The following is an 18,601-nucleotide window of genomic DNA, read 5'->3' as shown; positions in this document are numbered from 1 at the left end:
CCGCTCCCACGCTGTATCCCCAAAAACTTACGCTTATCTTGGCAGCCCTCGCCTTGCTCAGCCCCCTGGCCCACTCCGCCCAAACCATCTGGCCCGCCCGCGCCACCGCGCAATCGGCCATGATCGCCGACTACCGCACCCTCACCTGCAGCAAGGCGTCGCCACCGCCCTATACCGCCAGCCTGCACCTGCAGAGCAAATACGACCCACGCGACGCCAGCAAATCCACCCTGCGCGCCAGCCCAGACGCTGACAGCGAGCGCGTCGCCCGGCAGATCAAGCAATTCGTCGGCGGCCTGATCCAGGCCGGCAAGCGCTTTCAGAACGCCAGCAAGCCGCAGCAGGCCAACATGGCCCTGGCCTGCCAGGACCAGTGGCTGGAACACTGGGCGCAAGCGGGTGCCCTGCTCGACCCGGACGCCAGCAACACCGGCATGGCAGCGCGCAAGTGGGCCCTGGCGGCCATGGCCGGCGCGGTGCTGCTGACCCAGGCCGCGGCCGACGGCAAGGCGCAACTCAGCCCCGCGCAACGTCACTGGTTCACCCAGCTCGGCGAGCAGGTGATCCGCGAATACGACCCGCGCCGCCAGTCCACCACGGTCTATTTCAACAACCACGACTACTGGGCCGCCTGGGCGGTGGCCGCCGCCGGCATGCTGGTGGGCCGCGACGACTTCATCCGCTGGGCCGACGGCAACCTGCGCCGGGGCCTGGCCCAGGCCGTGAGCAGTGGCGACCAGGCTTACCTGCCGCTGGAAGTGGCACGCAGCAGGCTGGCCGCCAACTACAGCCAGTACGCCCTGGTGCCGCTGGTGCTGCTCGGCGAGTCGGCCCGGGCCAACGGCCTGGCCTGGAGCGAGGACGACCAGCGTACCCTCGACCAGCTGGCCACCTTCGCCGCCCGCAGCGTGCTCGCCCCGGACTCCCTGCCCCAGCTCAAGGGCCAGCGCCAGGCCGACGTCGCGCCCTACAAGCTGGCCTGGCTGATACCGTTCCTGGCCCGCCGGCCCGGGCATGCCCTCGCCCGCCAGCTGTACGACAGTGAAGACGGCGAGGTGGACAACTACAGCCAGATCGGCGGCCCGCTCAAGCCGGCCTACCCCAACCTGCCTTGATCAAGGACGCTCCCATGGCACCGTTCAGCCGCTTTTCCCTCACCTGCCTGGCCGCCCTGCTGCTGGCGACGACCGCCCAGGCCGCGACGGTGATGGACACCCTGCCCCAGGCGCAGTATCAGCAGCAGCTGGAGCAACTGCGCCACCAGGCCCGCCAGGCGGTGACCTTCGAGCAGGCACGCCGCCCGCCACCCGCGGGCCGCGCCAGTGTCAGCCTGCAACCGATGTTCTCGTCCCAGGCCGGCAGCTGGCCGTTCGAGCCGTTCGTCCACAACGGCCTGTTCCGCGCCATAGCCGGCTACCAGGCGCATCACCCGCAGGCCGTGGTGCTGCGCGGTGGCAGCATCACCCTGGCGCAGCTGCACGATGCGCTGCACGACCCACGGGTCCTCAAGCGCTACAAGGACGGCTACCTGCTCAGCTACCCGTTGATGATCGGCGCCGATGCCGGGCTGCTGCTGGAGGGCACGAGCCTCTACCTGTACAGCTACTCCGGCACCGCGCTGATCAACCAGGGCTGGCTGGGGCTGAACCAATCGACGCTGGAGAGCGTCGCTGGCGACAAGCCCGGCAACACCAACCGCGCCTGGCGGCCCTTCGTGGTGGCCTGGGCTGGCAGCCATACCCAGGTGATCGGCTCGACGCTCAAACGCCTGGGCTACAACACCAACCTGTCCCGCGGCCTGAGCACCGCGCTCAGCACCCAGCAGCCGTCCAGCACGCGTCCGGCCACGCTGCTGGTGGAGACCAGTCATTTCAGCGAGCTGTCCAGCGCGGTGGAGCTGCAGCACAGCCAGGCGACCATCATCGACAACCGCTTCGAAGGCTCGCAGCAGTACGCCATCGACGCCCGCGACAGCCAGTTGAGCCTGCGTGGCAACCAGCTGCGCGGCGTCGACAATAACAGCGGCGTGCGCCTGCGTGGCCAGACCCGGGCTTTGGTCGAAAACAACCTGATCCTCGGCGCCGCCAAGGCCGCCATCGAGATCAGCGACCAGCGCGGCGCCGTGCTGCTGGCCGGCAACCGCATCGGCGACAGCCGTGGCCATGGCATCCAGCTGCGCAACCTCGCGCCGACGACCGAAGCCCCGCTGCTGATCGACGACAACCTGCTGGCCAGCAGCCAGGGCAGCGCCGTGGATGCCAGCGAGGTCACGGCCCTGACCCTGGTGGGCAACCGTATCGGCAACACCCCGGAGTACGCCGTCAGCCTGCGCAACGCCACGCCGCAGCCCGGGCCGCTGGTGATCAGCGGCAACCGCCTGGGGCAGGTGGGCAAGGCGGTGGTGCGGGTCGAGGGCGTGCGCGAGGTCGAACTGGGAGGCAATCGCTTCGATGGCAAGGCGCTGCTGCAGAACCTGCTGGCCGGCGACCTGCTGGCGTTGCAGGGGCCGGTGCTGGAGGCGATGCTGGTTCAGGGGCGGATGGTCAGGGTGCGCCAGGACTGAAATACACCGCCCCTTGTAGGAGCGGCCTTGTGCCGCGAAAGGGGCGCGGAGCGGCCCCAGGATTTGAGCGTTAAAGCAAAGATCGCCGGGGCCGCGTTGCGGCCCTTTCGCGGCGCAAGGCCGCTCCTACACAGGATCGCGTCAAGGTGCCGGGCGCTGCATCCGCACAAAGCACTCGTCCATCCCGACCTCGACGAACCCTCGGCGCTGGTACAGGCGCCGCGCCGGATTGCTGCTGAACACCATCAACCGCAGCCAGGGCAACCCGCGCTGCGCGGTCCAGCCGGCCAACTGCTCCAGCACCCAACCTCCCACGCCCCGGCCGCGCTGCTCGGGCAACAGGTGCAGCTCGCGGATGTACAGCGCCTGACGGTCCTGGCTCAGGCTGCAAAAGCCCAGCACCCGGTCGTCCTCGACCACCAGCCACTGTTCGCGCCAGCCCCAGGCTTCGTCGAAGGCTTCCTCGATCCACAACAGATCGAATTCACGGTAATACGGCAGCATGGCGCGGCGCGTGAGGTCACGGGCAAACGTCAGGTGTTCGTCGCTGGCAGGAATCAGTTCAAGGGGCATAGCACACCGGCGAACTGGCCGGGCCACGGCGTTCCAGTTCGTCCTCCAGCCACCGGGCCAGGACCTGGGCGTTGTTGTGCTCGGTGTCCTTGCCGGCGTACAGCAAGGTCAGGTCGCCTTTGCCAGCCAGGTCCAGCAGCGGGTACCAGTGCTCGGGGTGAGCGGCCAGTTCCTGCTGGTAGCGCTGGGTAAAACCGGCAAAGTCGAACTCGCCGGCGTGAAACGCCTTGCGCAATGCGTCGGACGGCGCCACTTCGCGCAGCCACTGCCCGTGCAGGTCTTCCTTGCGCGTGTTGCGCGGCCACAGGCGGTCGACCAGCACACGTTGGCCATCGCTCGCCATGACGGGATCGTACACCCGCTTGCAACAGATCATCGGAAACTCGCTTGGCAATTGCGTGGTGCCTTCTAGACTAGAGGTTCCGTTGACCGAGGTCACGCGGGAGTAACAGATTGTTTCTAGGATAGGAAACCTTCCCCTCTCCGTCGAAGCCCCCGGAGCCATCATGACAACTCCCTTGCTGGTCAGCCAGGACGCGCTGCCCAAGCTCGACTCCCGCCCCCACCTGTCCCACCGTCCCGGACGCGCCACCCTCACCCTGTTCTTCGGCCTGCTGCTGGCCGGCCTGGCCTACACCTTCTGGAGCCTCAAGCAGGATGTCAGCGCCAGCGGCACCGTGGTCACCACCGTCACCCCCTTCCTGCTGCTGGGCCTGGCCCTGCTGATCGCCCTGGGCTTCGAGTTCGTCAACGGCTTCCACGACACCGCCAACGCGGTGGCCACGGTGATCTACACCCATTCGTTGCCGGCGCCGGTGGCGGTGGTCTGGTCGGGGTTGTGCAACTTCCTCGGCGTGCTGCTCTCCAGCGGCGCGGTGGCCTTCGGCATCATCGCCCTGCTGCCGGTGGAGCTGATCCTGCAGGTCGGCTCGTCGACCGGCTTCGCCATGGTCTTCGCCCTGCTGCTGGCGGCGATCATCTGGAACCTCGGCACCTGGTGGCTGGGCCTGCCGGCGTCGTCCTCGCATACCCTGATCGGCTCGATCATCGGCGTGGGCGTGGCCAACGCGCTGATGCACGGGCGCGACGGCACCAGCGGCGTGGACTGGACCCAGGCCAGCAAGGTCGGTTATGCCCTGCTGTTCTCGCCCCTGATCGGCTTCGCCTGCGCCGCCCTGCTGCTGCTCGCCCTGCGCGCGCTGGTCAAGCGCCGCGAGCTGTACCAGGCGCCAGAAGGCCAGACACCGCCGCCCTGGTGGATCCGTGGCGTGCTGATCCTCACCTGCACCGGCGTGTCGTTCGCCCATGGCTCCAACGATGGCCAGAAAGGCATGGGCCTGATCATGCTGATCCTGGTCGGCACCCTGCCGATGGCCTATGCGCTGAACAAGACCATGCCCAACGAGCAGGCCCTGCAGTTCTCGGCGGTCGCCGAGGTCACCCGCCAGGCCCTGGTGCGCGCCGCGCCGGCCCCCGCACCGGCCGATCCGCGCCAGGTGCTGACCGCGTTCATCTCCGAGCCCAAGGCCAGCGCCGAGCTGGTCCCGGCGCTGGCCGCGCTGACCGGCATGATCGGCGAGGAAGTCAAAGGCTATGGTTCGCTCAAGCGCGTGCCGGCCGAGGCCATGGCCAACGTGCGTAACGACATGTACCTGACCAGCGAGGCCATCCGCCTGATCGACAAGCACCGATTGGCCCACTACGACGCCGACACCACGCGCCATGTGCAACTGTTCAAGCGCCAGCTGGACGACGCCACCCGCTATATCCCGCTGTGGGTCAAGGTGGCGGTGGCCATCGCCCTGGGCCTGGGCACCATGGTCGGCTGGCGGCGCATCGTGGTGACGGTGGGCGAGAAAATCGGCAAGACCCACCTGAGCTACGCCCAGGGCGCTTCGGCCGAGGTGGTGGCGATGTGCACCATCGGCGCGGCGGACATGTTCGGCCTGCCGGTGTCGACCACCCACGTGCTGAGCTCGGGCGTGGCCGGGAGCATGGTGGCCAATGGCTCGGGAATTCAACGCAAGACGCTGGTCAACCTGTTGATGGCCTGGGTGTTGACCTTGCCGGCGGCGATGTTGCTGGCGGGGTGCTTGTACTGGTTGCTGAACCAGATTCTCTGAATGTCGCTGAATCTGCAGGCGATCGCGCAGGATTACCAGCGTGGGAGCGGGCTTGCCCCGCGATAGCGATACTGAATTTTCCGACGCTATCGCGGGGCAAGCCCGCTCCCACGGATCCCCTGTCAGGCCGGGATCTTCAAACCGCGCTGGACCGCCGGGCGCTCGAGGAACTTGGCCAGCACCCGCTGCACTTCCCTGAAATTATCGAACCCCACCAACTCGCGCGCGTTGTAGCGCTCCACCAGGTTGCGCACCCAGGGGAAGATGGCGATATCGGCGATGCTGTACGCATCGACCATCCACTCGCGCCCTTGCAGATGGCGGTCGAGCACGCCCAGCAGGCGCTTGGACTCATTGACGTAGCGATCCCGGGGCCGCTTGTCCTCGTACTCCTTGCCGGCGAAGAAGTGGAAGAACCCCACCTGGCCGAACATCGGCCCGATGCCGCCCATCTGGAACATCAGCCACTGCAGGGTCTGGTAGCGCTGGGCAGGATCCTGGCTGAGCAACTGCCCGCTCTTCTCGGCCAGGTACTGCAGAATCGCCCCCGACTCGAACAACGGCAGCGGCTGGCCACCAGGGCCATCGGGGTCGAGGATTGCCGGAATCTTGTTGTTGGCGCTCAGGGAGATGAACTCGGGGCTCAGCTGGTCGTCGTTGTCGAAGCTGACCTTGTGCACCTCGTAGGGCAGGCCGATCTCCTCGAGCATGATCGAGACCTTGACGCCGTTGGGCGTGGCCAGCGAATACAGTTGCAGGCGCTCGGGATGCCGGGCCGGCCATTTGCGGGTGATGGGGAATGCACAAAGATCGGTCATGTTCGCGCCCTGAAGGTTGGGGGATTCAATTTAAAGACTGTCGGGCGTCCTGACCATCACCCAGTCTCGGTGCCGCTCGTCACCGCAGGGAAAGATCGCCTCGCCCACCTTGCGAAAGCCATTGCGCTCGTAGAAACGGATGGCCTTGGCGTTGAGTTCGTTGACGGTCAGGCGAACCGGGCCACAGGTGTGGGACAAGATAGACTCGAGCAGCGACTGCGCGGCGCCTGTGCCGTGGGCGACGGGCAGCACATAGCAGCGGGAAATCTCCACCAGCTGATCGGCCGCGGCGATCCCCAGTTCACCGGGTGCCAGGTCGAGCATGCTGTAGCCCAGCACCTGGCCGTCCTGCTCGACCACCAGCAGGCGCTTGTGCGGGTGGCACAGGTGCGCCTGGAAATGCTCGGGCTGCAGGTTGTGGGTGATGTAATGCTGCTGCGCCGCCGGGGCACTGTCGGGCGGGCTGGCCAGGGCGAAGGTGGCCTGGCCGATATGGCTCAGGACTGCGCAATCGTCCCTGCGGGCCGGGCGGATCTGGTAGGGCATGGCAACATCCTGTCGGGCATCCGGATCACCCTCGACAATGCCAGCCCCTCCCAACCGGCGCAAGGTTCAGGCGTCGCCGTGAGCCTGGCGCTTGAGCTTCTCGGTATCGACCCGTACGAACACTGAATCGGCGGTAACGGTCAGCACATCCCCAGCCCAGACCTCGCAGATTACCCGGCTCTTGCGCCCCACTTCGCCCTCGACCCACGCCTTGAGCAGCAGCTCGACGCCCATCGGCGTGGGCTTGAGGTAGGTCAGGCTGAGCTGGCCGGTAACGCAGTCGATACGCGGCAGGCTGCCGGGCTCGCGGCCTTCGGCCCGATAGTGGTGGGCCATCGCGGTCCAGTTGGAATGGCAATCGACCAGCATGGCCAGCAGGCCGCCGTAGACCAGGCCGGGCCAGCCGATGAAGGTCGGATCAGGGGAATGACGGCACAGTAGGTGGACGCCGTCGTCATCCCAGTGACTCTGCACGTGCAGGCCGCTGGGGTGGGAACAACCGCAGCCATAGCAGGTGCCATCAGGGGCGGCGAGTTGCTGCAGGGAAAGGGCTTGCTCGGTCATACGCGTCCTTGGCTTGTTGGATTTGGGAAGGAGGCTGGCTGCCGATGGTAGCGCCCTGCCCGTTCCACGCCAATGAGCGTGTCCCGGGATAACGTCAAAGACAACCCATCAAGTTCAGGAAGAAAACGAATGACGGCAATCGAATAATTCGTTTGCGGGATATATCCCCGCCACGCTTGGATACGACCTGACTCGAACAACAGGCCGCGTGCAGATGAATCAGGAAAGTATCAGCCAGTCCATCGCCATCGTTCACCCGATCACTCTTTCCCACGGCCGCAACGCCGAAGTCTGGGACACCGCCGGCAAGCGCTACATCGACTTCGTCGGCGGTATCGGCGTGCTCAACCTGGGCCACTGCAACCCGGCGGTGGTCGAGGCCATCCAGCAGCAGGCCGCGCGTCTGACCCATTACGCCTTCAACGCAGCGCCCCACGGCCCCTACCTGGAGCTGATGGAGCGCCTGCGCCAGTTCGTCCCGGTCAGCTACCCGCTGGCGGGCATGCTCACCAACAGCGGCGCGGAAGCGGCGGAGAACGCCCTCAAGGTCGCCCGCGGCGCCACCGGCAAGCGCGCCATCGTCGCCTTCGACGGCGGTTTCCACGGCCGTACCCTGGCCACCCTCAACCTCAACGGCAAGGTCGCCCCGTACAAGCAGCGGGTCGGTGAACTGCCCGGTCCGGTCTACCACCTGCCCTACCCCAGCGCGGACACCGGGGTGAGCTGCGAGCAGGCGCTCAAGGCCATGGAGCGCCTGTTCGGCGTGGAACTGGCGGTGGAGGACGTGGCGGCGTTCATCTTCGAGCCGGTGCAGGGCGAAGGCGGCTTTCTCGCCCTCGACCCCGCCTTCGCCCAGACCCTGCGCCGCTTCTGCGACGAGCACGGGATCCTGATCATCATCGACGAGATCCAGTCCGGTTTCGGCCGCACCGGCCAGCGCTTCGCCTTCCCCCGGCTGGGCATCGAGCCGGACCTGTTGCTGCTGGCCAAGAGCATTGCCGGCGGCATGCCGCTGGGGGCTGTGGTCGGCCGGCAGGCGATCATGGACGCGCTGCCCAAGGGCGGGCTGGGTGGGACCTATTCGGGCAATCCGATCGCCTGCGCGGCGGCGCTGGCGAGCCTGGCGCAGATGACCGACGCCAATATCGCCACCTGGGGCGAGCGCCAGGAACAGGCCATCGTGGCGCGCCATGCGCGCTGGAAAGCGTCGGGAATGTGCGCAGCGCTCGGGCGCCTGACCGGCACCGGGGCCATGCGCGGGCTGGAATTCGTCAACCCGGACGGCAGCCCGGCACCGGCGCAACTGGCCAAACTGCTGGAGGCAGCGCGCAGCAAGGGGTTGTTGCTGATGCCCAGCGGCAAGGCGCGGCACATCATCCGCCTGTTGGCACCGCTGACCATCGAGCCTGAGGTGCTCGAGGAAGGGTTGGATATCCTCGAGCAGTGCCTGATGGAGCTGGACTGAGGGTTACAGGCCCAGTTCTTCAGGAGTGGGCATGTCGCACTCGAAGGCGATCCAGCCGCCTTCGAGCTCGGCGTGGCCGTTGACGATCAGGCCGTAGTAGGTCAGGCCATTCTCCAGGGTGACGCAGATGTGCGTGGCGCCTTTTTCGGGGGCCGCGAGCGTGCCGACGAAATGCACTTTCTTCAGCACCTCGGTCACCGCCTCGAGGCCCACGCGCATGTTGGTGTTCTCCGAGGCCTCGGTATCGCCCCCACGGTCTTCGGCGCTGATGGTCACGGTGGCGGTGTACGGGTACTTGGTGCTCAAGCGGGGTTACCTCGGTTTTGAAGGGTTGAATTGCTGGCGCGTAGAGTACGGCAGGCGTTCCCGGTTGTCTCTATCGCCCTCATCGCGGGGCAAGCCCGCTCCCACGTCAACATCCTGCAGTGGGGCATCGAGCATGGCCTCCCCTGCCCCGATCTGTTAGGGTGCCCGCCGATGCACGCCACACCACGCGAGGATACCGAGTGAGCGCCGAACAACCCCTGATCGCCGACCTGTTCGAGGTCGACAAACGCTTGACCCTCAAGCCCGTCGTGGACTTCAACGCCTACCTGCATAACGCCTTCGGCGATGGCCCCTGCCGCTGCCACCGCTGCGTCGAGGGCAATGGCGACGAGAACGGCTACGAGCACCGTCACAGCTTCGAGCTGGAAGGCCGCACCCTGCACCGGCGCTTCGCCAGCACCGCCGGCAGCGACGTGCTGATGGCGCTGAAGAAGGCCTGGCTGTCCTACACCAAGGCCGAGCTGATCACCGTCGGCGCCCTGGACATGGCCACCCTCAAGTCGTTCACCGATACCGCCCTGCACGAACGCCTGCTGGCCCTGCTGCCGGCCAGCGGCCTGGCCCGCGAAAGCGAAGGCCAGTGGCAGCTGCAGGTGCTCGCCGACTGACGGTCGCCCCGGCAGGATTCTCCCGCTCTGCTACCTTGGGAGAATCCTCACCCACAGGTGATCCGACCATGGCCCGCACGACCCCCATCGAGCTGTACCGCAACATCGGTATCGTTGCCCACGTGGATGCCGGCAAGACCACCACCACCGAGCGGATCCTGTTCTACACCGGGGTCAACCACAAGATGGGCGAGGTGCACGACGGCGCCGCGACCATGGACTGGATGGCCCAGGAGCAGGAGCGCGGCATCACCATCACCTCGGCGGCCACCACGGCTTTCTGGCAAGGCTCGACCAAGCAGTTCGAGCACAAGTACCGCTTCAACATCATCGACACCCCCGGCCACGTCGACTTCACCATCGAGGTCGAGCGCTCGCTGCGCGTGCTCGATGGCGCGGTGGTGGTGTTCAGCGGCGCCGACGGTGTCGAGCCGCAATCCGAGACCGTATGGCGCCAGGCCAACAAGTACCATGTGCCGCGCCTGGCCTACATCAACAAGATGGACCGCCAGGGCGCCGACTTCCTGCGGGTGGTGAAGCAGATCGACCAGCGCCTGGGCCATCATCCGGTGCCGATCCAGCTGGCCATCGGCAGCGAGGAACACTTCATCGGCCAGATCGACCTGGTGAAGATGAAGGCCATCTACTGGAACGACGCCGACCAGGGCACCAGCTACCGCGAAGAAGCGATCCCCGCCGAGCTGCAGGCCCTGGCCGACGAATGGCGTGCCCATATGATCGAGGCTGCGGCCGATGCCAGTGAAGAGCTGACCCTGAAATTCCTCGACGGCGAGGAGTTCACCATCGAGGAAATCAAGGCCGCCCTGCGCAAGCGCACCATCGCCAACGAGATTGTGCCGACCATCCTCGGCTCGTCGTTCAAGAACAAGGGCGTGCCGCTGATGCTCGACGCGGTGATCGACTACCTCCCCGCCCCCAGCGAGATCCCGGCGATCAAGGGCACCGACCCGGACGACGAGGAAAAACACCTGGAGCGCCACGCCGACGACAAGGAACCGTTCTCGGCCCTGGCCTTCAAGATCGCCACCGACCCGTTCGTCGGCACCCTGACCTTCGCCCGGGTGTATTCCGGCGTGCTCAGCTCCGGCAACGCCGTGCTCAATTCGGTCAAGGGCAAGAAGGAACGCATCGGCCGCATGGTGCAGATGCACGCCAACCAGCGCGCCGAGATCAAGGACGTATGCGCCGGCGACATCGCCGCGCTGATCGGCATGAAGGACGTCACCACCGGCGACACCCTGTGCGACATGGACAAGCCGATCATCCTCGAGCGCATGGACTTCCCCGACCCGGTGATCTCGGTGGCGGTGGAGCCCAAGACCAAGGGCGACCAGGAGAAGATGGGTATCGCCCTGGGCAAGCTGGCCCAGGAGGACCCGTCGTTCCGGGTCAAGACCGACGAGGAGACCGGCCAGACTATCATCTCCGGCATGGGTGAGCTGCACCTGGACATCATCGTCGACCGCATGCGCCGCGAGTTCAACGTCGAGGCCAACATCGGCAAGCCGCAGGTGGCCTACCGCGAGAAGATCCGCAACACCTGCGAGATCGAGGGCCGCTTCGTCCGCCAGTCCGGCGGCCGTGGCCAGTACGGGCATTGCTGGATCCGCTTCGCCCCGGGTGACGAAGGCAAGGAAGGCCTGGAATTCATCAACGAGGTCGTCGGCGGCGTAGTGCCGCGCGAATACATCCCGGCAATCCAGAAAGGCATCGAGGAGCAGATGAAGAACGGCGTGCTCGCCGGCTATCCGCTGATCAACCTCAAGGCGGCGGTGTTCGACGGTTCCTACCACGACGTCGACTCCAACGAGATGGCCTACAAGATCGCCGCGTCCATGGCCACCAAGCAGCTGTCGCAGAAAGGCGGCGCGGTGCTGCTGGAGCCGGTGATGAAGGTCGAGGTGGTGACGCCCGAGGAGTACCAGGGCGATATCCTCGGCGACCTGAGCCGCCGCCGGGGGATGATCCAGGACGGCGACGAGACTCCGGCCGGCAAGGTGATCCGTGCCGAGGTGCCGCTGGGCGAGATGTTCGGCTACGCCACCTCGATGCGCTCGATGACCCAGGGTCGGGCCAGTTTCTCGATGGAGTTCACCCGCTATGCCGAAGCACCTGCGAGCATTGCCGATGCCATCGTGAAGAAGAATCGCGGCGAGTCGTAGGGAGCACGCCCTCTGTAGGAGCGGCCTTGCGCCGCGAAAGGGTCGCGAAGCGGCCCCAGGATTTCAGTGTTGGGCAAAGATCGCCGGGGCCGCCTTGCGGCCCTTTCGCGGCGCAAGGCCGCTCCTACAGGTATCGTGCCTTCAGTGTTGCTCACCCGCCCGCTTGAGCAGCTTCTTGCAGCGCTCCGACAGGTGCACCACCCGCAACTGCTTGCCGGCCTTGGCATACCGCTCGCGCAAGGTCTGCAACGCAGCGATCGCCGAATAATCGACAAAGCTCAGGTGCTGGCAATCCAGCGTGACCTTGACCGGGTCACCAGCGGGATCGAACTGGTTGAGAAACGGCGTGGTCGAGGCAAAGAACAGCGTGCCATGCACCTGGTAATGCTTGCTGCCCTCACCATCCACATGGCTGTCGGCGTACAGCTCCCGCGCATGCTGCCAGGCGAAGTTGATCGCCGCGATGACGATACCGAACATCACCGCCATGGCCAGGTCGGTGAACACCGTGACCACGGTCACCGCGATGATCGCCAGCACATCGCTGACCGGCACCTTGTGCAGCACCCGCAGCGAGGCCCAGGCGAAGGTCTGCTGGGCTACCACGAACATCACCCCCACCAGCGCGGCCAGCGGAATGCGCTCGATCAGCGGCGACAGGAACAGGATGAACAGCAGGATCATAACCCCGGCCACCACGCCCGACAGGCGTCCACGGCCATTGGAGCTGAGGTTGATCACGGTCTGGCCGATCATCGCGCAGCCGCCCATGCCGCCGCACAGGCCCGAGACCATGTTGGCCGCGCCCAGGGCCACGCATTCGCGGTCCGGATAGCCGCGGCTCTCGGTGATCTCGTCGGTGAGGTTGAGGGTCAGCAGGGTTTCCAGCAGACCGACCATGGCCATCAGGAATGCGTAAGGCGCGATGATCTTCAGGGTCTCGAGGTTCCAGGGCACCTCCGGCAGGGCCAGGTGCGGCAGGCCGCCGGCGATATGGGCCATGTCGCCAAGGGTGCGGGTCGGCAGGTCGAGCAGGTAGACCAGCAGGCCGACGCCCAGGATCGCCACCAGCGCCGGCGGCACGGCCCGGGTCAGCTTCGGCAGGAGGTAGACCACCAGCATGGTCAGCGCCACCAGGCCGATCATCAGGTACAGGGGCGTCCCGCCAAGCCAGTGCTCGCCGTCCTTGAAGTGCTCCAGCTGGGCCAGGGCGATAACGATGGCCAGGCCGTTGACGAAGCCGAGCATCACCGGGTAAGGCACCAGGCGCACCAGCTTGCCCAGGCGTAGCGCGCCAAACAGGATCATCACCACCCCGCCGAGCAGCACCGTGGCCAGCAGGTACTGGGCGCCGTGCTGCACCACCAGGGCGACAATGACTACCGCCATGGAACCGGCGGCGCCGGAGATCATGCCGGGACGGCCACCGAACAAGGCCGTCAGGGTGCAGATGATGAAGGCGCCGTACAGCCCCATCAACGGGTTGAGGTGCGCCACCAGGGCGAAGGCGATGCACTCCGGCACCAGGGCGAAGGAAGTGGTGAGGCCGGCGAGCAGGTCGGCGCGAAGTCGGGCGGGTTTCATGGAGGTCCTGTACAGACAGCAATGGCAGCACACATTACCTGTGGGAGCGGGTTTACCCGCGAATGCGATGGTGCATTCCCTGACGCATTCGCGGGTAAACCCGCTCCCACAAGACATGCGTTGCCTTTTGGGGGCGAGACTGGAAATCGAGGGGCGCGATGGTACGAAATTTGTCTGACAGCAGCCACCGTCAATCCGCACGGCAAGTTGCACGCAAATTTGCCATCATGTCCATTCCACCCGCGGAGATCATGGACATGCCGCTACGCCCCCTGCTCGCCTCCCTGCTGCTGGCCGCCAGCCTTACCGCCCAGGCCGCTACCGAGGTCATCCCCCTGCAACACCGCAGCAGCGCCGAACTGCTGCCTGCCGCCCAGTCGTTCCTGGGCAAGGACGGCAGCGTCAGCACCTTCGAGGACAAGCTGATCGTCAACGCCAGCCAGGAACGCATCGACGACCTGCGCGCCCTGCTGCAACAGCTCGACACCGCGCCCAAACGCCTGCTGATCAGCGTCGACAACAACGACAGCAACTTCCAGGACAACCGCGGCAACGCCCGCGTGATCCGCTACGGCACCGCCAACCGCGAAGGCGGCATGCAGCAGGTGCAGGCCAGCGACGGCCAGCCGGCACTGATCCAGGTGGGCCAGAGCATCCCCGTCACCAGCACCGCCACCGACGGTTACGGGCGCATCCAGAGCAACACCGAATACCGCAATGTCACCCAGGGTTTCTACGTCACCCCGCGCCTGAGCGGCGACACGGTTCGTCTGCAAATCAGCACCAATAATGATCGAATGAGCCAGGAACGTGCCGATGTAGTGAAAGTTCAGAGCACCGACACGACCGTCACCGGCAAGCTCGGCGAGTGGATCACCCTGGCCGGGTTCAACCAGCAGAGCCAATCCGAACGCAGCGCGTCAAGCCTCAGTTACAGCACCCAGCGCGGTGAAAACATGACTTTGCGGGTGAAAGTCGACCTTCTCGACTGAACCCAGGCAATTCAAGGCCTCGACCAAAGGCCTTGAAACTGACCGCCAAGTCGCATTAGACCAAAGATGTAGTAAGCCGAAAAAAGCACTACAAAACATTTGACAGGCTCTTTTCGGCAAGGGCATGATGGCCTCGCTCCCGCTAATCAGAGGCCCTGGCAAGGGTCTTCGAGGTGCGCTCCTCCCACCGTGGAGGCACCTCGTGTCCATACGGCCCACAAGGCGGTTCGACGGGATTGCGACTGCAACGAAGAAGTTGTCCCGAGGGACGGAAGCGCATCACCGCAGTTCTGGCAATCGCGTCGCACCGCAGCAAGGCAACCACGAGCCGACCTGCAGGGCACACCTTCGCCTGGCCTGCACAACCCTTCCCCTTCGAGCCTCCTGCGTTCGCCGCCGCACTCCCCCGGACAGGACAGCCGCCTGGCTTCTGATCCGCGTATCCGAGCATCAGCACAATTACACTCAAGATCGATGCGACGAGGTTTATTTCCATGGCACTGACACGCGAACAGCAAATTGCAGCCCTCGAGAAAGACTGGGCCGAAAACCCGCGCTGGAAAGGCGTGACCCGTACCTACACCGCCGCTGATGTCGTTCGCCTGCGTGGCTCGCTGCAACCAGAGCACACCTTTGCTCGCCAAGGCGCAGAAAAACTGTGGAAGCTGGTCACCCAAGGTGCCCACCCGTCCTTCCGCCCAGAGAAAGATTTCGTCAACTGCATGGGTGCCCTGACCGGTGGCCAGGCAGTGCAGCAGGTAAAAGCCGGCATCCAGGCCATCTACCTGTCCGGCTGGCAGGTTGCCGCCGACAACAACTCGGCCGAGTCGATGTACCCCGACCAGTCGCTGTACCCGGTCGACTCGGTACCGACCGTGGTCAAGCGCATCAATAACTCGTTCCGTCGCGCCGACCAGATCCAGTGGAAAGCCGGCAAGAACCCGGGCGACGAAGGCTACATCGACTACTTCGCACCGATCGTGGCTGACGCCGAAGCCGGTTTCGGCGGTGTGCTGAACGCCTACGAGCTGATGAAGAACATGATCGAAGCAGGCGCCGCCGGCGTGCACTTCGAAGACCAGCTGGCCTCGGTCAAGAAATGCGGCCACATGGGCGGCAAGGTACTGGTACCGACCCAGGAAGCCGTACAGAAGCTGGTGGCTGCCCGCCTGGCCGCCGACGTTGCCGGTGTACCGACCATCATCCTGGCCCGTACCGACGCCAACGCCGCCGACCTGCTGACCAGCGACTGCGACCCGTACGACCAGCCGTTCGTGATCGGCGAGCGTACCCGTGAAGGCTTTTACAAAGTCCGTGCCGGCCTCGACCAGGCCATCTCCCGCGGCCTGGCCTACGCGCCGTATGCCGACCTGATCTGGTGCGAAACCGCCAAACCGGACCTGGATGAAGCCCGCCGCTTCGCCGAGGCGATCAAGAAGGAATACCCGGACCAGATCCTGTCGTACAACTGCTCGCCTTCCTTCAACTGGAAGAAGAACCTGGACGACGCCACCATCGCCAAGTTCCAGCGCGAGCTGTCGGCCATGGGCTACAAGCACCAGTTCATCACCCTGGCCGGCATCCACAACATGTGGCACGGCATGTTCAACCTGGCGCACGACTACGCCCGCAACGACATGACCGCCTACGTGAAGCTGCAGGAGCAGGAATTCGCCGACGCGAGCAAAGGCTACACCTTCGTCGCGCACCAGCAGGAAGTGGGCACTGGCTACTTCGACGACATGACCACCGTGATCCAGGGTGGCGCATCGTCGGTGACCGCACTGACCGGCTCGACCGAGGAAGAGCAGTTCCACTGAGTGCAGTGAGCTGTTGAACAAGGCCCGGGATTCGCGAGGATCCCGGGCCTTGTTCATTTTCAGGCCAAGCCCAGCTCCTCTGTAGGAGCGGCCTTGTGCCGCGAAAGGGCTGCGCAGCAGCCCCGGCGATTTTGCATGATGTAGAGATCGCGGGGCCGCTTCGCGCCCCTTTCGCGGCACAAGGCCGCTCCTACAGGGACCGCATTACCAGCAAAACCCAGGATCAGGTCTAAGCTTGTGGCTACTCCACAGCAAGGACTGCCCATGCCCCGCCCTGGCCACCTGCTTACCCTCGCCGTCGCAGCCGCCGCCTTCTATCTATACGCGCTGGCCAGCGACAACGCCCTGCTCGGCCTGCTGGTCAAACCCATTCCGGTGCTCGCCCTGATTGCCTGGCTGAGCACCACCCCCGCCACACCCTATCGCCGCTGGATCATCCTCGGCCTGGCCTTCTCGGTGCTCGGCGACATACTCCTGGCGATCCCCCGAGACCTGTTCGTGTTCGGCCTTGGGGCATTCCTCTGCGCGCACCTGGCCTACCTGCGCGGCTACTGCAGCCTCACGCGACGCCCGGCCTACCCGGCCCTGGCCTGCGCCGTGCTGATCGGCGGTTCGCTGTTCGGCCTGCTCGCCGGCCATGGCCTGGGCCCACTGCTGATTCCAGTGGCGCTCTACGCCCTGACCATCGGCGCCATGCTCTGGCGCGCCCTGGCCTGTGGTGGCCTGGCCGCGCTGGGCGCCTGTGCATTTGTATTCTCCGACAGCCTGATCGGCATCGACCGCTTCGTCAGCCCATTCGCCACCGCCGAGTACCTGATCATCCTCTTCTACTGGCTCGGCCAGTGGCTGATCGCTGCGTCGGTAAGCCGCGACACAAGCGACAAAGTATTGACCCAGAGCGGTGCGAGCAATGCCAGAAGCTGCTAGAACGAGAGTTTTTCGCATTTGCAAGAGGGGGCGCTCGGCAGATGAACTTTGCAAGGCCCAAAACAGCTAAAATATTACAGCTCAGGTTAAATGATATTAATTATCATTACGCAACTAGCCTGTCGTTACGCGGGGTAAGAAACATAATTAACAAATCCGCGTGCAATGCCCGAAACTCAAGGCTTTCAGCCAGTTACGAAAGATTTTTGTTCTTAAACCTACGAATAAATTTGCAACGGAAATTTTACTTGCACTGGGTTTACCCATAAAATCAGCGCGATTGATTCAGCTGCGACATTTGGTCACTGCGTCTGCGACACCACGTCGCCGCTCTACTTTATTTCAGACTGCAGAGCTGGGTCTCTGTATAAGGATTTCTAGCATGTCCGATTCGGCAGGACTCATCGCCCACAACTGGGGCTTTGCCATCTTCCTCCTGGGTGTCGTCGGCCTGTGTGCCTTCATGCTCGGCCTGTCCAGCCTGCTCGGTAGCAAGGCCTGGGGTCGCGCCAAGAACGAACCCTTCGAATCCGGCATGCTGCCCGTCGGCAGCGCCCGCCTGCGCCTGTCCGCCAAATTCTATCTGGTCGCGATGCTGTTCGTGATCTTCGATATCGAAGCCCTCTTCCTGTATGCATGGTCTGTGTCCGTCCGCGAAAGCGGCTGGACCGGATTCGTCGAAGCTCTCATTTTCATAGCAATTCTGTTGGCAGGTCTTGTCTACCTATGGCGCGTCGGGGCGCTCGATTGGGCTCCCGAAGGTCGCCGCAAGCGGCAAGCGAAGCTGAAACAATGAGGCTTTGGCATGCAATACAATCTCACCAGAATCGATCCGGACGCACCCAACGAGCAGTATCCGGTCGGTGAGCGGGAAACCGTCACCGATCAACTGCTGGAAGACCAGGTCCACAAGAACATCTACATGGGGAAACTCGAAGATGTGCTGCGTGGCGCGGTCAACTGGGGTCGCAAGAACTCCCTCTGGCCGTACAACTTCGGCCTTTCCTGCTGCTACGTGGAAATGACCACGGCCTTCACGGCGCCCCACGACATCGCCCGCTTCGGCGCCGAAGTCATCCGGGCCTCGCCGCGCCAGGCCGACTTCATGGTCATCGCCGGTACCTGCTTCGTCAAGATGGCGCCGATCATCCAGCGCCTGTACGAGCAGATGCTCGAGCCCAAGTGGGTCATCTCCATGGGTTCGTGCGCCAACTCCGGCGGCATGTACGACATCTACTCGGTCGTTCAGGGGGTCGACAAGTTCCTCCCCGTGGACGTCTATGTGCCTGGCTGCCCGCCGCGCCCCGAGGCATTCCTGCAAGGCCTGATGCTGCTGCAGGAGTCGATCGGCCAAGAACGACGCCCGCTTTCCTGGGTGGTTGGTGATCAAGGCATCTACCGTGCCGAGATGCCCGCCCAGAAAGACCTGCGTCGCGAACAGCGCATTGCGGTAACCAACCTGCGCAGCCCCGACGAAGTCTGATCCAGCGACCTGCCGCCCGCTCCCG

General features: G+C 64.9%; 18 protein-coding genes. 11 read left to right on the top strand and 7 right to left on the bottom strand.

The genetic code is table 11. The features are described from left to right. Window positions 1-38: 38 nt before the first annotated feature. Both NMG10_RS19700 and NMG10_RS19695 read left to right on the top strand, forming a co-directional pair. Window positions 39-1,115 (top strand): polysaccharide lyase, encoded by a 1,077-nt coding sequence (locus tag NMG10_RS19700; protein WP_254464973.1) that lies wholly within the window; start codon window positions 39-41, stop codon window positions 1,113-1,115. Between the two features lie 14 nt (window positions 1,116-1,129). Continuing rightward, window positions 1,130-2,563, top strand: a complete 1,434-nt coding sequence (locus NMG10_RS19695; RefSeq protein ID WP_232857035.1) for a right-handed parallel beta-helix repeat-containing protein — start codon at window positions 1,130-1,132, stop codon at window positions 2,561-2,563. A 141-nt stretch (window positions 2,564-2,704) separates the two neighbouring features. On the opposite strand, the gene NMG10_RS19690 is transcribed toward NMG10_RS19695, so the two are convergent. Together NMG10_RS19690 and NMG10_RS19685 are read right to left on the bottom strand one after the other, a co-directional pair. Continuing rightward, the gene (locus tag NMG10_RS19690) at window positions 2,705-3,136 is read right to left on the bottom strand and encodes a GNAT family N-acetyltransferase (protein WP_203652052.1); all 432 of its coding nucleotides are present in this window, start codon (window positions 3,134-3,136) and stop codon (window positions 2,705-2,707) included. Then, entirely contained in the window at window positions 3,126-3,512 is a 387-nt protein-coding gene (locus NMG10_RS19685; protein ID WP_186714710.1) for a DUF488 domain-containing protein, read from the bottom strand. The genes NMG10_RS19690 and NMG10_RS19685 overlap by 11 nt, the downstream gene beginning before the upstream one ends. 130 nt (window positions 3,513-3,642) lie before the next feature. Between NMG10_RS19685 and NMG10_RS19680 the strand changes: the two genes are divergently transcribed. Further along, window positions 3,643-5,259 carry an inorganic phosphate transporter gene (locus NMG10_RS19680; RefSeq protein WP_232857034.1) on the top strand — a complete coding sequence of 539 codons (1,617 nt, stop codon included), beginning with the start codon at window positions 3,643-3,645 and terminating at the stop codon, window positions 5,257-5,259. 122 nt (window positions 5,260-5,381) lie between these two features. Here the strand turns inward: NMG10_RS19680 and NMG10_RS19675 are convergent, their stop codons facing one another. The 3 genes from NMG10_RS19675 to NMG10_RS19665 all read right to left on the bottom strand — a co-directional run bounded on the left by NMG10_RS19675 (window position 5,382) and on the right by NMG10_RS19665 (window position 7,187). Then, on the bottom strand, window positions 5,382-6,077 hold the full coding sequence (locus NMG10_RS19675; RefSeq protein WP_232857033.1) for a glutathione S-transferase N-terminal domain-containing protein: 696 nt from the start codon (window positions 6,075-6,077) through the stop codon (window positions 5,382-5,384). A 30-nt stretch (window positions 6,078-6,107) separates the two neighbouring features. Continuing rightward, complete coding sequence (locus NMG10_RS19670) at window positions 6,108-6,623, bottom strand: GNAT family N-acetyltransferase (RefSeq protein ID WP_203652046.1); 516 nt, start codon at window positions 6,621-6,623, stop codon at window positions 6,108-6,110. A gap of 66 nt (window positions 6,624-6,689) precedes the next feature. Next, window positions 6,690-7,187, bottom strand: a complete 498-nt coding sequence (locus NMG10_RS19665) for a PaaI family thioesterase (protein ID WP_254464970.1) — start codon at window positions 7,185-7,187, stop codon at window positions 6,690-6,692. Window positions 7,188-7,401: 214 nt separating this feature from the next. Between NMG10_RS19665 and NMG10_RS19660 the strand changes: the two genes are divergently transcribed. Beyond that, the gene (locus NMG10_RS19660) at window positions 7,402-8,652 is read left to right on the top strand and encodes an aspartate aminotransferase family protein (protein WP_254464969.1); all 1,251 of its coding nucleotides are present in this window, start codon (window positions 7,402-7,404) and stop codon (window positions 8,650-8,652) included. 3 nt (window positions 8,653-8,655) lie between these two features. Here NMG10_RS19660 and NMG10_RS19655 read toward each other — a convergent pair whose 3' ends face one another. After that, entirely contained in the window at window positions 8,656-8,958 is a 303-nt protein-coding gene (locus tag NMG10_RS19655; protein WP_110738050.1) for a hypothetical protein, read from the bottom strand. Window positions 8,959-9,158: 200 nt separating this feature from the next. Here NMG10_RS19655 and NMG10_RS19650 point away from each other — a divergent pair, with 200 nt between their 5' ends. Beyond that, on the top strand, window positions 9,159-9,587 hold the full coding sequence (locus tag NMG10_RS19650) for a hypothetical protein (protein ID WP_254464968.1): 429 nt from the start codon (window positions 9,159-9,161) through the stop codon (window positions 9,585-9,587). A 68-nt stretch (window positions 9,588-9,655) separates the two neighbouring features. Continuing rightward, window positions 9,656-11,770 (top strand): elongation factor G, encoded by a 2,115-nt coding sequence (fusA, locus tag NMG10_RS19645; protein WP_254464967.1) that lies wholly within the window; start codon window positions 9,656-9,658, stop codon window positions 11,768-11,770. Between the two features lie 141 nt (window positions 11,771-11,911). Here the strand turns inward: fusA and NMG10_RS19640 are convergent, their stop codons facing one another. Next, a complete protein-coding gene (locus NMG10_RS19640) occupies window positions 11,912-13,354 on the bottom strand; it encodes a SulP family inorganic anion transporter (RefSeq protein ID WP_254464966.1) in 1,443 nt (480 codons plus the stop codon). Window positions 13,355-13,581: 227 nt separating this feature from the next. Here NMG10_RS19640 and NMG10_RS19635 point away from each other — a divergent pair, with 227 nt between their 5' ends. The 5 genes from NMG10_RS19635 (at window position 13,582) to NMG10_RS19615 (ending at window position 18,576) form a co-directional block, all read left to right on the top strand. Next, window positions 13,582-14,346, top strand: a complete 765-nt coding sequence (locus NMG10_RS19635; protein ID WP_177330852.1) for a secretin N-terminal domain-containing protein — start codon at window positions 13,582-13,584, stop codon at window positions 14,344-14,346. Between the two features lie 494 nt (window positions 14,347-14,840). Further along, entirely contained in the window at window positions 14,841-16,166 is a 1,326-nt protein-coding gene (gene aceA, locus NMG10_RS19630; protein ID WP_203652037.1) for an isocitrate lyase, read from the top strand. Window positions 16,167-16,430: 264 nt separating this feature from the next. Then, window positions 16,431-17,093 carry a lysoplasmalogenase gene (locus tag NMG10_RS19625; protein WP_254464965.1) on the top strand — a complete coding sequence of 221 codons (663 nt, stop codon included), beginning with the start codon at window positions 16,431-16,433 and terminating at the stop codon, window positions 17,091-17,093. A gap of 382 nt (window positions 17,094-17,475) precedes the next feature. Further along, a complete protein-coding gene (locus NMG10_RS19620) occupies window positions 17,476-17,889 on the top strand; it encodes an NADH-quinone oxidoreductase subunit A (RefSeq protein WP_028692461.1) in 414 nt (137 codons plus the stop codon). Window positions 17,890-17,898: 9 nt separating this feature from the next. Next, window positions 17,899-18,576 (top strand): NADH-quinone oxidoreductase subunit B family protein, encoded by a 678-nt coding sequence (locus NMG10_RS19615; RefSeq protein ID WP_008096180.1) that lies wholly within the window; start codon window positions 17,899-17,901, stop codon window positions 18,574-18,576. The last annotated feature ends 25 nt before the right edge of the window (window positions 18,577-18,601 follow it).

The organism is Pseudomonas sp. DVZ6 (assembly GCF_024259445.1).
Lineage (GTDB): Bacteria > Pseudomonadota > Gammaproteobacteria > Pseudomonadales > Pseudomonadaceae > Aquipseudomonas > Aquipseudomonas peradeniyensis.
The sequence above is the reverse complement of the archived record's forward strand: the minus strand, read 5'-3'. Positions and strand labels throughout refer to the sequence as shown.